A 15,118-nucleotide genomic window follows, 5' to 3' on the forward strand; every position below is an offset into this window, starting at 1 on the left:
TCACTACCAGACATCAGGAAAGTAGTGGCCTGGCATGGACGTCTTCCGCGTGCACGAACGGCTCATCGCCGACTACGACGCGTTCACCACATCGTTGGTCCACGTCCGCGACAAGCGGATCGCCGAGCATCTCGCGGAGGAACGCCAGGCAAAGGTCCGCTGGCCCGACCCGTGGGTCTCGCTCAACCCCAGCTTCGCGCCCGGCGGAACGATCACCGAGCTGGTACAGGAAGGCCTGTTGCACCCGACCTGTGACCGGCTGTTCCGCATCAAAACCGACTGGAACGATCCAGGATCCCGCCCGATCGCCCTCCACCGGCACCAGCGAGAGGCCGTGGAGGCCGCCCGGGACGGCGGCAGCTACGTGCTGACGACGGGGACCGGATCCGGCAAGAGCCTCAGCTACATCCTGCCGATCGTCGACTCGGTCCTCCGGGACCCCGCCCCGGGCCGGGTCAAGGCGATCGTCGTCTACCCGATGAACGCGCTCGCCAACAGCCAGCTCCACGAGCTGCGCCGCTTCCTGGAGTGGGGGCTGGCCAAGCACGAGCGCCCGGTCACCTTCGACCGTTACACCGGCCAGGAGAGCCAGGAGGAGCGGGACCGGATCCTCGCCCGCAAGCCGGACATCCTGCTCACCAACTACGTGATGCTGGAGTACCTGCTCACCCGGCCCCGGGAGCGCGACCATCTGATCGCAGCGGCGCAAGGGCTGCGCTTCCTCGTCCTGGACGAGCTCCACACCTACCGGGGACGACAGGGCGCGGACGTGGCCTTGCTGGTACGGCGCCTGCGCGACGCGTGTAACGCTCCAAACCTCCAGTGCGTGGGCACCTCGGCGACCATGGCCACCACCCGGACGTTCGCCGAGGCGCAGCAGGTGGTGGCCGAGGTGGCGAGCCGACTGTTCGGCACCACCGTCACCGCCGACCGGGTGATCGGCGAGACCCTGGTCCGGGCGACCGCGGACAAGGACCCGACCCCGGCCGAGCTCACCGCCGCCATGGCGAAGGCGGGCAGCGGCCGGTCCTACCTCGAGCTCGCCGAGGACCCCCTCGCCTGCTGGATCGAGTCCGAGTTCGGGCTCACGGCCGAGCCGAGGACCGGCAGGCTGGTCCGCAAGCGCCCCACCAAGGTGGCCGACGCCGCCGAACGGCTGCACCAGGCCACCGGCCGCCCCGCCGAGGAGTGCCGGGAGGCGATCGAGAAGGTCCTCCAGGAAGGGGCCCAGGCGGAGCACCCGGAGACCCGGCGGCCGCTGTTCGCGTTCCGGCTCCACCAGTTCCTCTCCAAGGGCGACACCACCTACGTCAGCCTGGAACCCGAGGACCGGCGGTACATCACCAGCCAGTACCAGGTGAGCGTCCCCAGGGAGCGGAACAAGATCCTCCTCCCGCTCGCCTTCTGCCGGGAGTGCGGTCAGGAGTACGCGGTCGTCACACGCGGCAAGGACGGCCGGTACGGCCCCCGCCAGGAGGCCGACGCCTCGGGCGGCGACGCGGTCAACGGCTACCTGTACATCAGCAGCACGCATCCCTGGCCGGCCGACCCCGTGGCGGAGGGCCGGTTGCCGGATTCCTGGCTGGAGCCGACCGCGGACGGCGGGGTTCAGGTGCGCCCCTCGCTCGCCGATCGCCTGCCCAAGGAGGTGTGGCTCAGCCCGGAGGGGAGGGAGGTGCCGCCGGGCGAGGGCCTCCGCACGTGGTACATCCCGTCACCGTTCCGCTTCTGTCTGCGGTGCCGGGTCTCGTACGAGCAGAGCCGGGGCAAGGACATCGCCAAGCTCGCCACGTTCGCCAGCGAGGGCCGCAGCTCGGCCGTGTCGATCATCAGCACCAGCATCCTGCGGAGCCTGCGGGAGGAGCGGGATCACGGTCGGCTCGGCAAAGAGGCCTGCAAGCTGCTCACCTTCGTCGACAACCGGCAGGACGCCAGCCTCCAGGCCGGTCACCTGAACGACTTCGTCCAGGTGGCCCAGGTGCGGGCCGCCCTCTACCGTGCGGCGAAGGCGGCGGGAGAGGACGGGCTGCGCCACGACGAGCTCGCCCAGCGGGTGGCCAAGGCCATGAACCTGCCGCTCACCGCGATCGCGCAGAACCCCGAGGTGAAGTTCGGCCAGCGGGACGCGGTGCTCAGGGCGTTCCGCGGGGTCCTCGCCTACCTGATCTACCTCGATCTCGAGCGCGGCTGGCGCATCACCATGCCGAACCTGGAGCAGACCGGGCTGCTCCGGTTCGATTACGTCGCCCTGGGCGAGATCGCCGCGGACACCGAGCACTGGGCGGGCACGCACCCGGCGCTGCGCGATGCCGACCCCGAACTGCGGGAGGAGCTGGCGCGGATCGTGCTCGATGAGATGCGCCGGGCCCTCGCGGTGGACGTGGACGTTCTCACCCCGGAGGGGTACGAGCGGATCTACAAGCAGAGCACGCAGCATCTCACCGAGGCGTGGGCGCTGCCGGAGAGCGGCCGGGACACCGCGCGCATCGTGTTCGCCCGGACGAACCGCCCGGGCCAGAGCCGCGACTGGATCAACTTCAACGGGCGCACCCTGCTCGGCAACTATCTGCGCCGTCACAACACGTTCCCGCACCTCGGGCGGCGGCTCACCGTCGAGGAGGCCGACCGGGTGATCGCCGATCTGCTGGGCGCGCTCGAGAAGTACGGCCTGCTCACCGTGGTCGAGGAGAGCCCCGATGGCGCCATGGGCTACCGGCTGAAGTCCTCCGAGCTGATCTGGCTGGCCGGCGACGGGGAGACCGGGGCCACGGACCCGCTCCGCAAGACCGTGGACCCGGAGGTGGGCACCCGGGTCAACCGGTACTTCCGCGACCTGTACCTGCGCATCGCCGAGGAATTCGCGGGCATCCGCGCGGCCGAGCACACCGCCCAGGTGCGGGCGGAGGACCGCCAGGAGCGCGAGCAGCGGTTCCGCGACGGGGAGCTGCCTCTCCTCTACTGCTCCCCGACCATGGAGCTCGGTGTCGACATCGCCACCCTCGCCACGGTGGCCATGCGCAACGTCCCGCCGACGCCGGCCAACTACGCCCAGCGCTCCGGCCGCGCAGGCCGGAGCGGCCAGCCGGCACTGATCACCACGTACTGTTCCACCGGCAACGCGCACGACCAGTACTACTTCCGGCGCAGCGACCTCATGGTCGCCGGCAGCGTCCAGCCGCCGCGGCTCGACCTCACCAACGAGGACCTGATCCGCTCTCACGTGCACGCGATCTGGCTCGCCGAGACCCGCGCGGACCTGCACAGCCGGATGACCGACGTGATCGACGTCTCGCGCCCGGGCCTGCCCCTCCACGAGCACCTGCGGCTGCAGCTCGCCGACGAGGGCGCACGCCGCCGCGCCGTGCAGCGCGCGAAGGAGGTGCTCGCCACCCTCCTGGAACGGGAAGGGCTGGAGCGGAGCGCCTGGTGGTACGACGGCTGGATCGAGGACACCGTGCGGGCCGCGGCCGAGAGGTTCGACGCGGCCTGCGACCGGTGGCGGGACCTCTACCGGGCGGCCCTCGCCGAGCAGGAGGAGCAGAACCGCCGCGTCCTCGACCACGCCACCACCCCGCAGGCCCGCAAGGCGGCCCAGCGGCGCCGGGAGCACGCGGAGAACCAGCTGCGGCTGCTCAAGAACGAGGACGGCGAAGGGCAGTTCAGCGACTTCTACACCTACCGCTACTTCGCCTCAGAGGGCTTCCTCCCCGGGTACTCGTTCCCGCGGCTCCCGCTCGCCGCGTACATCCCTGGGACCAGGCTGGGCGGGACCTACGTGCAGCGCCCCCGGTTCATCGCGATCAACGAGTTCGGCCCCGGCGCGCTCATCTACCACGAGGGGCAGCGCTACCAGGTCGTCAGCATCCAGGTGCCGACGGGTGAGTCCGGCGAGGTCGCCACGACCGAGGCCCGGATCTGCGCCTCGTGCGGGTACTGGCACGACCGGGAGGCGGGCGTGGACCGCTGCGTCGAGTGCGACGCCGAACTCGGCGGGTCCCTCGCCGGCCTCATGCACCTGCAGACCGTGCACACCGTGCGGCGCCAGCGCATCTCCTCCGACGAGGAGGAGCGGCGCCGCGCCGGGTTCGAGCTGCAGACCACCTACCGGTTCAGCACGCACGGCGCCCGCTCCGGCCGCCTCCAGGCGGAGGTACGGCGCGGGGACGAGCCCTTGGCCACGCTCGTGTACGGCGACACCGCCACCGTGCGGGTGATCAACCTCGGCCGCAGGGGCCGCCGCAACCGGAACGACATCGGCTTCTGGCTCGACCCCGTCCGCGGGCAGTGGCTCAGCGAATCCAAGGCGGCCGACCGGACCCCGGAGGACGACGGGCTGAGCTCCACCGAGGACGTCCAGCGGAGCATAAAGGTCGTCCCGTTCGTGGAGGACCGCAAGAACATCTGCGTGATCCGGCTCGCCGATCCCGTCGATGAGCAGGTCGCCACCACGCTCCGGTACGCGCTGGAGCGCGGGATCGAGGCCGAATTCCAGCTCGAGGACGCCGAGCTGACCAGCGAGGCGCTGCCCGACCCGGCGGACCGCGGGCGGATGCTGTTCATCGAGAGCGCCGAGGGCGGAGCCGGCGTGCTCCGCCGGTTGCACGACGAACCGGACGCCCTCGCCAGGGTGGCCAGGCGCGCACTCGAGATCATCCACTTCGACCCTGATACCGGCGAGGACCGAGGGCACGCGCCCGGGGCCCGCGAGCGCTGCGAGCGGGGCTGCTACGACTGCCTGCTCTCCTACACCAACCAGCCCTGGCACGCCGCCATCGACCGGCACAAGGTCGTGGACCTCCTCCGCGCGCTGGCCTCGTCCACGACCGTCCCGGCCGGCGGTGCGCACCGGACCGCCGAGGAGCACGCCGCGAGCCTGCTCGGCGCCGCGGAGAGCGGGCTCGAGCGCGACTTCGTGGAGTTCCTCCGGGCCGGGGGCTACCGGCTGCCGGACGGCGCGCAGGAGTTCATCTCCGAGGCCCGGGCCAGGCCCGACTTCGTCTACCGCACCAAGGGCGGGAACATCGCGATCTTCGTGGACGGCCCGCACCACGACGCGCCCCACGTGAGCGAACGCGACATGGAGGCGGAGGACCGGCTCATGGAGCTCGGGTGGCTGGTCATCAGATTCCGGTACGACGACGAGTGGGACGAGATCGTGCGCAAGTATCCGAGCGTCTTCGGCACCGGGAGGAGCGGCCGATGAGCTACGCTCCCGGTTCGCTGGTGGCCGCCCGCGGGCGTGAGTGGGTCGTTCAGCCGGGCGGCGACGAGCGGTTCATCCTCGCCCGCCCGCTCAACGGCGACCCCGACTTCGAGGCCTGCCTGTTCGCCCACGAGGTCTCCGACGCCACGTTCCCCCCACCGACCGCTGACGAGGTGGGCGACAACAGCGCGGCAGGGCTGCTCCGGACGGCGCTGCGCATCGGGTTCACCTCGAGCGCCGGGCCGTTCCGCTCGCTCGCGTCGATCGCGGTGGAGCCCCGGCAGTACCAGCTCGTCCCGCTGCTGCTGGCGCTGCGCATGCCGACCGTGCGCCTGCTGATCGGCGACGACGTCGGCATCGGCAAGACCATCGAATCGTGCCTGATCGCCAAGGAGCTCATGGAGCGGGGCGAGGCGAACGGGCTGACCGTGCTCTGCTCCCCCGCGCTCGCCGAGCAGTGGCAGGCCGAGCTGCGCGACAAGTTCGCCATCGAGGCCACCCTGGTGCTGCCGTCCACGGCGACCCGGCTCGAGCGCGACCTGCGGCTCGACGAAACGATCTTCGACCGGCACCCGGTGACCGTGGTCTCGCTCGACTTCATCAAGTCCGACCGCCGGTATCAGCAGTTCGTCCGGACCTGCCCGAACCTGGTCATCGTCGACGAGGCGCACACCTGCGTCGCGGCGGGCACGTCCAGCCGCCAGCGCCAGCTCCGGTACCGGCTGCTGCAGGAGCTCGCCGCCGACCGCGATCGGCACCTCATCCTGGTCACCGCCACCCCGCACAGCGGCGATGAGGAGGCCTTCCGGAACCTCATCGGCCTGCTCGATCCCAAGCTGGCCACACTCGACCTCGACGATGTCAAGGGCCGGGAGACGCTGGCCCGGCACTTCGTGCAGCGCCGCCGCCGCGACATCCGCCGCTACCTCGACCAGGACACGCCCTTTCCCTGCGACCGTCAGGTGCGCGAGGTCGGCTACTCGCTCACCGGCGAGTACGCCAAGCTCACCCGGCAGGTGCTCGCCTACGCCCGGGAGACCGTGCGCAAGCCCGGCAGCGGTTTGCGCCAGCGGGTCTCCTGGTGGTCGGCCCTCGCATTACTCCGGTCCGTGGCCTCCTCGCCCCGGGCCGCGGCGGCCGCGCTGGAGACCAGGTCCGCGACCGCGGCCGCGGAGACCGCGTCCGAGGCCGACGAGCTCGGCCGCTCCAGCGTCCTCGACTTCACCGAGGAAGAGGGCCTGGAGGGCCTCGACGCGGCGGCCGGCGGCCGCACCGGTGAGGACGACGACGTCGAGCGGCTCAAGCGGCTGGCCCGAGCCTTCCGGAAGATCGAAGGCCCGCAGGAGGACGCGAAGCTGGCCGCGCTGATCTCCGAGGTCAAGGAGCTCCTCGACGACGGATACGACCCGGTCGTCTTCTGCCGGTTCATCCCCACGGCGGAGTACGTCGCCGAGCACCTGGCGGCCGCCCTCGGCAAGAGGGCACAGGTCCGCCACGTGACCGGGCAGCTTCCCCCGGAGGCGCGCCAGCAGGTCATCGAGGACCTGGGCAAGGAGAGCGGCCGGCGCGTGCTGGTGGCGACCGACTGCCTGTCCGAGGGCGTGAACCTGCAGGAGCTCTTCCAGGCGGTCATCCACTACGACCTGGCGTGGAACCCCACCCGGCACGAGCAGCGGGAGGGCCGGGTCGACCGGTTCGGCCAGCGCAAGGAGATCGTGCGCGCGGTCACCCTCTACGGCCTCGACAACGGCATCGACGGGGTCGTCCTCGACGTCCTCATCCGAAAGCACCAGACCATCGCCCGGCAGACCGGTGTCGCCGTGCCCGTCCCGGCCGGCAGCGACGACGTCATCACCGCGCTGGTCGAGGGCGTGCTGCTGCGCGGCGAGGAGAGCCAGGAGCAGCTCGCCCTGGACCTCGGCGTGACCCGCACCCGCGACCAGGTGCACCGGGCCTGGGAGAGCGCGGCGGACCGCGAGTCGAAGCTCCGCACCAAGTACGCGCACTCCGGCATCAAACTCGAGGAGGTCCAGCGGGAGCTCGCCGAGATCCGCGCCGCCCTCGGTGTGCCCGCCGACGTCGCCCGGTTCGCCCGGGAGGCCCTCTCCGGGCTCGGCGCCATCATCGACTCCCATGAGACCGGGTTCCGGGCCGACATCAGGCAGTTTGCCCCGTCCGTACAACACGCACTCGGGCTGAGCGGGACCGAGACGTTGGACTTCCACCACGACGTCCCGGCACCGCCCGGCGGCCACGCCCTGGTCCGCACCGACCCGATGGTCCGTGCCCTCGCCCGGACCGTGCTCGACATGGCGCTGGAGGGTGAAGGCCCGGCCCGGCGCTGCGGGGTCATCCGTACCCGCGCGGTCTCCGCCCGCACCGTGCTCCTGCTCGTCCGGTACCGCTTCCACGTCAGGCTGCCCGGCCGTACCGGCACCCGGACGATCGTCGCGGAGGACGCGCAGATCCTCGGCTACCGGAGCGGTGCGGCGGGCCGGGAGTGGCTCACCGACGACGAGATCTCGGCCCTGCTCACCGCCGAACCCGAGAACACCCTGCCCGAACTCGTCCGCCGCGCGGCCGAGCGGACCCTCGCCGAGATCGTCAGCGAGATCGAGGACGAGTCGAACGGAACGGTCCGCCGCGTGCTGACCCCCGAGTTCGAGACGGAGCTGAACGCCCGCGGTGACGCGCTCGCCGCCCGGCTCGCCGAAGCGCACCAGCGCGTCCGCGGCGCGGCCGGCGCGGCCACGAGAGGACTGAAGGTGATCGCCAACCGTCCCGCCGACGTGCTCGGCGTCTACGTCTACCTCCCCACGGGTGATGCCCGATGACGAACGCCTACCTCGCCGTCGACGTGCACGGCGGCCTGCTCTCGCACGACGTGCTCTCGCGGATCGCCACCGCCGACCGGGAACTCCCCGGCATGCGGCCCGAGGACTACCACCTCGCCGCGTCCGAACGGCTCGGTGACGCCGCCAGCCGCCGGTGGGACTACCTGCTCGGCGCCTACCGGGCGTTCCGGGAGCGGCTGGCGAAGCTGCCGGAGGGAGACGCCGCCACCACGCTCACCCGGGAACGCTGGCTCCTCGTGCTGCTCAGCGAGCTCGGCTTCGGGCGGGTGCCGTACAACCGGGGCAGCCTCCACGCGGGCGGCAAGGACTTCCCGATCTCCCACCTGTGGCACAACGTGCCGATGCACCTGCTGGGCTGGCATACCCCGCTCGACAAGAGCGTGCCCGGAGTGAGCAAGCGGGCGCCGCAGGCGATGCTCCAGGAGTTCCTCAACCTCTCCGACGACCACCTGTGGGGGGTGCTCTCCAACGGGCGGCGGCTCCGCATTCTGCGCGACTCGACCTCGCTGGTCGGCTCCGCGTACATCGAGTTCGACCTCGAGGCGATCTTCGACGGCGAGCTCTACTCCGAGTTCGTGCTGCTCTACACGCTGCTGCACGCCTCGCGCTTCGAGCTGATCGCCGGGGACGACTCGGCGCCCACCTGCGCGGACTGCTGGCTGGAGAAGTGGCGCGCGTACGCCCAGGAGACCGGGGTGCGCGCCCGCGACCAGCTCCGCAACGGCGTGAAAGAGGCCATGGAGGAGCTCGGCAGCGGCTTCCTGAGGGCCAACCCGGAGCTGCGGGAGCAGCTCGCCTCCGGCCGGCTCAGCCGCAAGGACTTCCACCACGAGCTGCTGCGCCTGGTCTACCAGCTCATCTTCATCTTCGTCGCCGAGGACCGCGGCGCACTGCTCGACCCGGCCGCTCCCCAGGAGGCCAAGGACCGCTACACGGCGTACTTCTCCAGCCGCCGCCTGCGCCGCCTGGCGGTCCGCCGCGCCGGCGACTGGCACAGCGACCTGTGGCGCTCGACCGCGATGGTGATCGCGGCGCTCGGCAGCGACAACGGCCTGCCCGAGCTCGCCCTGCCCGGGCTCGGCGGCCTGTTCTTCCGGGTGTCCGACGACCGGCGCGGCCTCACCGGCGAGCCGCGGCCCGACCAGCTGCTCCGGTGCACCCTGCCCAACAACGCGCTGCTCACCGCGGTGCGGAAGATGTGCACGGTCAGGGACAAGGACGGCCGGCCGCGCGATGTCGACTTCCAGCACCTGGGGGCCGAGGAGCTCGGCAGCGTCTACGAGTCGCTGCTGGAGCTGGAGCCGTACGCCGACACGAACGGCACCGGGCCGAGGTTCAAGCTCCGGGAGAAGGTCTCCGGGAACGACCGGAAGACCACCGGGTCGTACTACACGCCCGCACCGCTGATCGAGGCGCTGCTCGACAGCGCGCTCGACCCCGTCATCGACGAGCACGCCAAGTCCGGGAACCCCGACGACCTGTTGAAGATCACGGTGTGCGACCCGGCCTGCGGCTCCGGCCACTTCCTCGTCGCCGCGGCCCGGCGGATCGCCAAACGGTACGCGGCCATGGTGACCGGTGAGAGCGAGCCCGTGCCATCGGCCGTGCGCGAGGCGATGCGGAAGGTCGTCGCCCGGTGCATCTACGGCGTGGACATCAATCCGCTCGCCGCCGAGCTGGCCAAGGTCTCACTGTGGATCGAATCGCTCGAGCCCGGCAAGCCCCTGGCCTTCCTCGACGCGCATATCAAGGTCGGCAACTCCCTGCTGGGTGTCACGCCCGCGCTCCTGGCCCAGGGCATCCCCGACGAGGCGTTCCAGCCGATAGAGGGGGACGACAGGAAGATCGTCTCCGCGGTGCGGAAGCAGAACGCGGAGGAGCGGAGGGGCCAACAGACGCTGTTCGATTCCGGGGAGTGGATTGGGAACAAGAGGCTGGCCGAGCAGGCGCTGGCGCTGGCGGCCATGCCCGCCTCCCGGATCGCGGACGTGCGGGAGCAGGAGCGCCGGTTCCGCGAGTTCCAGAACTCCGAGGAGCTCGTCCGGGCGCGCCGCATCGCGGACGCCTGGTGTGCGGCGTTCGTCTGGCGCAAGAACGCCGACGCCCCGCCCGCGATCACCACGGATGCCCTCTGGCGGCTGCAGGCGGGCGGCACCCTGCCCGAACCGGTCGAGAAGGAACTTGACCGGCTGGTTCAGCGATACCGCTTCTTCCACTGGCACCTGGAGTTCCCGGAAATCTTCCGGGTGAACGGCTCGGCAGTGGACCTCAACCCGGACACCGGCTGGGCGGGCGGCTTCACCTGCGTGCTCGGCAATCCGCCGTGGGAGAAGGTGAAGCTCTCCGAAAAGGAGTTCTTCGCCTCCCGCGATGAGGCGATCGCCACTGCGGGCAACAAGGCGGCCCGCGAGAAACTGATCAAGGCGTTGGCCGAGTCGGAGGATGGGCGAGCGCTCTACCGGGAGTTCATCGACGCCAAACGGCAGGCCGATGGCGAAAGCCATTTCGTGCGCAGATCCGGGCGTTACCCGCTGACGGCGCGGGGAGATGTGAACACCTATGCGATCTTCGCCGAGAACAACCGGACCCTGCTCCACCCGCGCGGCCGACTCGGTGTGATCGTGCCCACCGGCATCGCCACCGACGCCACCACCCAGCACTTCTTCAAGGACCTGGTGACCACCCGCTCACTGGTCTCGCTCTATGACTTCGAGAACGCGAAGGGGATTTTCGGACAGGTACACCGGAGCTACAAGTTCTGCCTGCTCACGGTGGCGGGACGCGCTAGCCGCGTGGATCAGGCCGAGTTCGCCTTCTTCCTGCACGATGCGGCGCAATTGAGCGACGAGGAAAAGCGATTCACCCTGACATCTGATGAGATCAGGCTGCTGAATCCGAACACCGGCACCTGTCCGATTTTCCGCTCGCGTCGCGATGCTGAGATCACTCTCGGCATCTATCGCCGCGTGCCGATCTTGATCAAGGAAGGCGATGAGGACGGCAACCCGTGGGGAATCAAATTTATGCGCATGTTCGATATGGCGAACGACTCACATCTCTTCCGCCCGAGCGAGGCTAATGGGGAGACCCTGGAGAGCATGTTCGCCGACGGCTGGCGGCTGGAGGGCAACGTCCTCGTAAAGGGCGAGGAGCGCCTGCTCCCGCTGTACGAGGCCAAGATGCTCCACTACTACGACCACCGCTGGGCCACTTACAATCCCGATGGTTCCACTCGCGAACTCACCCTAACTGAAAAACTGAACCCGGATTACGTAGTACTTCCGCGCTATTGGATATCAGAGGCGGACATTGAAGAAAAGCTACAAAATAAGGGCTGGAATCACAAATGGCTATTGGGATGGCGTGACATAGCTCGGGCAACCGATGAACGAACTATGATCGCATGCATCTTTCCTCGAGTGGCGGTTGGCCACAAGCTGCCGCTCGCGCTAGCCCATAGAGCGGAGTTACTTAGCGCGATTTGGTCCAGCTATGTATTTGATTTTGTAACCCGTCAAAAGGTGGGCGCAACATCGATTACCTATTTCTATGTGAAACAATTTCCAACATTATTGCCTGAAACTTTCAACGAGAACACCCCTTGGGAATCTAAGGATCCCCTGAGTTCATGGATGTCAACACGCATAATCGAACTCTATTACACATCCCACGCAATGAAACCAATCGCACGAGATCTCGGCGATGAAGGACCGCCATTCGTATGGGACGAAAACCGGCGTGCGCTTATCCGGGCCGAGCTCGACGCAGCATTCTTCCACCTCTATGGCGTCGCTCGGGACGACGTGGACTACATCATGGAGACGTTCCCGATCGTCAAGCGCAAGGACGAGGCGAAATACGGCGAGTACCGCACCAAGCGGTTGATCTTGGAGATCTACGACGCCATGCAAGACGCAATCGATGGGCGCAGGCCGTACCGAACGCCGCTCGATCCGCCTCCCGGCCACGGTCCGCGCCACCCGGCCCGCTGAATGTGATCAATTTGGACATTCGAACAGCTCGGCTTACGGGCGCCCCATCCTCATCCCGCCCAGCAGCGCTACGAGAAGCCGGCCCGCCGCTGAGCGCACGCCCGCGAGATCGTGCGTGCGGCGTTCTGCGCGCCCGTGACCTCGTCCCTACCAACCGCCTCGGTGCCTGATACGGCATCGGCGGGTGCCAGCCGCTGGTCGGCACATGTACCGGGACGGGCAGGTATGCCTGGCCGCCTCGGGGCATTGCCGCGACGTCCGAGCGGGTGTCACCCTGGCGCTCTTAGAGAAGGGCAGCGCGATAGCGGCTGGAGTCGGAGCCGCGCGTTCATCACCGGATGATCGATCCTAGTGACACTCCGTTATGACAATGCGACGCCCGCCTCAGGCGGCACCCGGGCGTGCTCTCCGCCGCCGATGCCGGTCAGCCCGCCGACCTCACCGGTTCGTGCTGCTCGGCGGCGGTGCGGCCGGTGAGGTGGCGGCGGGTGGCGGCCAGCACACCGACGCCCAGGAGGACCGCCGCGGCGCCGACCCAGTACGGCAGGTGCACGTTCACCTGCTCGCCGAGCCAGCCCGCCAGCCACGGCGCCAGGGCCGCACCGGAGAACCGCACGAAACTGTAGGCGGCCGAGGCCACCCCGCGTTCGACCGGTGCCGCGGTCATCACGGTCTCGGTGATCAGCGTGTTGTTGATCCCGATGAACAAGCCGGCCACCACCACGCACGTCGCCAGCACCGCCTTGACGTCCGTGCCCAGCGCCATCACCACCAACGTCGCGGCGAGCGCGATGAGGTTCCACAGGAGAACCGGGAGCGTGCCGAATCGGGCCTGCAGCCGGGGCGCGGCCACCACCGAGGTGAACGCCAACGCGACACCCCAGCCGAAGAAGATCAGCCCGATCTGGTGGGCGGTCATGTCGAGCGGGAACGGGGTGAACGCCAAGAGGGCGAAGAAGCCGAAGTTGTACAGCAGCGCGGTGATCGCGACACCGAGCAACCCGCGATGCCGCAGCGCCCGGAACGGATCGGCCAGCGTGGTCGCCCGCGCGGAGCGCGGCGTCGGCGGCAGCAGCCATGCGGTCACCAGCAGCGCCACCGCCATCAGCGTGGAGACCCCGAAGAAGGGCCCTCGCCACGAGATCGAGCCGAGCACACCGCCGACCAGCGGGCCGACCGCGATGCCCAGCCCGAGTGCGGCCTCGTAGAGGATGATCGCCTGCGCCACCGACCCGCGCGCCGCGTTGACGATGGTGGCCAACGCGGTCGCGATGAACAGCGCGTTGCCGAGCCCCCACAGGGCGCGCCAGCCGACGATCCCCAGCACGGTGTCGGACATGCCGGCCAGCCCCGCGCCGGCGATGATGACCGCCAGCCCGGCCAGCAGCGTGCGCTTGGCCCCGATCCTGCTGGCCACCGCGCCGGTGATGAGCATGGCCACTCCCATCACCGCCATATAGCTGGTGAAGAGCAGCGATACCTCGGACGGCGTCGCGTTCAGGGATTCGGCGATCGGCTTGAGGATCGGATCGACCAGGCCGATGCCCATGAACGCCACCACGCAGGCGAAGGCGACGGCCCACACGGCCTTGGGTTGACGCCACATACCGGCGAAAGCTCCTCTTCGGTTGCCGGGGATCTCTTGCGGGATCTCGCGAACTCAGCGAGCCGTGACCGGCGCGGACACCTCGTCGAGCAGCCGGCGCAAGATGCCGACGGCGGCCCTGAGCGTCGCGCGCTCCTCGGGGTCGAGGCGTTCCAGATAGGGGTCGATCACGGCGCCACGCTGCACTCTGGCCTGTCTCAGCGTCTCCGCGCCCTTGGGGGTGATCCGGATGAGCACCGCCCGCCCGTCGCTCGGGTCGACGGCCCGGGATACCAGGCCCGCCTCCTCCAGGCGGCGGACCTGATTGGTCATCGTCGGCTGCGAACAGTGGTCGAGCGCGGCCAGGTCGGAGATCCGGGCCTCGCCCTGGTCCTCGATCGTCGACAGCAACCGGGCTTGGGCGTACGGCAGCGGCAGCCGGGCCCGCTGGGTGGCGAGCCGGTTGAGCCGGGCCACCACCGCCAGCAAGTCAGCGCCGAGACTCTGCGACATGTTCATCAAAATTACATAGTTGCTCTATGTAATACAAGACCGGACAAGTTGGAGCACAAGCAGTGACCGGGACGCCGGCACCCCGCGCAGCGGTTCGCCGCCGCCCGGCGAGTTCGCGCAGACCACGGCGGCACCGGGCGGCCACGCGGCTCCACCCGGTCACGGCCGGGCCCGCACCACCGGTACTCTCCCAATGGCCCGGCGCCGCGGTGCGGCATCGGACGGGATCATCCGGTGCCGCCGGGCCGGAACCGTGCACCCCGGCATCGGCGCACCGGCGCGCGCGGCGATCGGCCGATCCCCTGGTCCGCCGGGCCGGGGCCGCGGAGCGGGAATGGATGTTCAGCCGGGGAATCGGATGAACTGGGGTGGGACGTGGTGGACGAGCCACACGCCGTTGGCGCTCACCCGGAACTCATGCCCGGCCGCGTGCATCGCACCGGCCTCCACGACGAGCACCACCGGCTCGCCCCGGCGCGCTCCGACCGCGCGGGCGGTCTCGCGGTCCGGGGAGAGGTGCACATGGTGGCGTCCCATCCGCCGGAGCCCTTCCATGCGGATGGCGGGCAGGTTCCGGGCGACCGTGCCGTGGTGGAGCAGCGGGGGCGGCTCGACGACCGGCAGGTCTAAGTCGACGGGCACCGTGTGCCCTTGGTTGGCGCGGATCCGGTCGCCGTCGATCATGAAGCGCCGCTTGTCGTTGCGGGCGACGACCTCCTCCAGCTCCTCCCGGGAGATCGGGAACCCGTGCGCGGCCGTCGCGGCCAGCAGCGCGTCGATCTCCACCCAGCCGTGCGCGTCCAGTTCGATGCCGATGCGCTCGGGTCGGTGGCGCAGGTGTTTGGCCAGGTACTTCGAGATCCGTACCAGCCGCCGCTCGTCCACTGCCGCGCCTCGCCTGAATCCTCGCACCGTCCTACTCGGCAGTGTGACATCCCGGCCGGACCGGATCGCCCGGTTTCGCCCCGGT

6 protein-coding genes are annotated in these 15,118 nt (G+C 69.7%); 3 read left to right on the plus strand and 3 right to left on the minus strand.

What is annotated here, in order from left to right; translation table 11 throughout:
- The first annotated feature begins 34 nt into the window (after window positions 1-34).
- Genes TBIS_RS13525 through TBIS_RS13535 form a run of 3 tightly spaced genes read left to right on the plus strand, consistent with a single transcriptional unit; the run spans window position 35 to window position 12,050 of the window.
- Window positions 35-5,203, plus strand: a complete 5,169-nt coding sequence (locus tag TBIS_RS13525; protein ID WP_013132962.1) for a DEAD/DEAH box helicase — start codon at window positions 35-37, stop codon at window positions 5,201-5,203.
- Entirely contained in the window at window positions 5,200-8,037 is a 2,838-nt protein-coding gene (locus tag TBIS_RS13530) for a helicase-related protein (RefSeq protein WP_013132963.1), read from the plus strand. The genes TBIS_RS13525 and TBIS_RS13530 overlap by 4 nt, the downstream gene beginning before the upstream one ends.
- Window positions 8,034-12,050, plus strand: a complete 4,017-nt coding sequence (locus tag TBIS_RS13535) for an Eco57I restriction-modification methylase domain-containing protein (RefSeq protein WP_013132964.1) — start codon at window positions 8,034-8,036, stop codon at window positions 12,048-12,050. The genes TBIS_RS13530 and TBIS_RS13535 overlap by 4 nt, the downstream gene beginning before the upstream one ends.
- 424 nt (window positions 12,051-12,474) lie before the next feature.
- On the opposite strand, the gene TBIS_RS13540 is transcribed toward TBIS_RS13535, so the two are convergent.
- The 3 genes from TBIS_RS13540 to TBIS_RS13550 form a co-directional block, all read right to left on the minus strand.
- Window positions 12,475-13,656, minus strand: coding sequence for an MFS transporter (locus tag TBIS_RS13540; RefSeq protein ID WP_013132965.1), 1,182 nt, complete (start codon window positions 13,654-13,656; stop codon window positions 12,475-12,477).
- A gap of 54 nt (window positions 13,657-13,710) precedes the next feature.
- Entirely contained in the window at window positions 13,711-14,148 is a 438-nt protein-coding gene (locus tag TBIS_RS13545; protein WP_041431591.1) for a MarR family winged helix-turn-helix transcriptional regulator, read from the minus strand.
- A gap of 342 nt (window positions 14,149-14,490) precedes the next feature.
- The gene (locus TBIS_RS13550; RefSeq protein WP_013132967.1) at window positions 14,491-15,033 is read right to left on the minus strand and encodes an RNA 2'-phosphotransferase; all 543 of its coding nucleotides are present in this window, start codon (window positions 15,031-15,033) and stop codon (window positions 14,491-14,493) included.
- Window positions 15,034-15,118 lie beyond the last annotated feature (85 nt).

It is taken from the genome of Thermobispora bispora DSM 43833 (assembly GCF_000092645.1).
Classification (GTDB): Bacteria; Actinomycetota; Actinomycetes; order Streptosporangiales; family Streptosporangiaceae; genus Thermobispora; species Thermobispora bispora.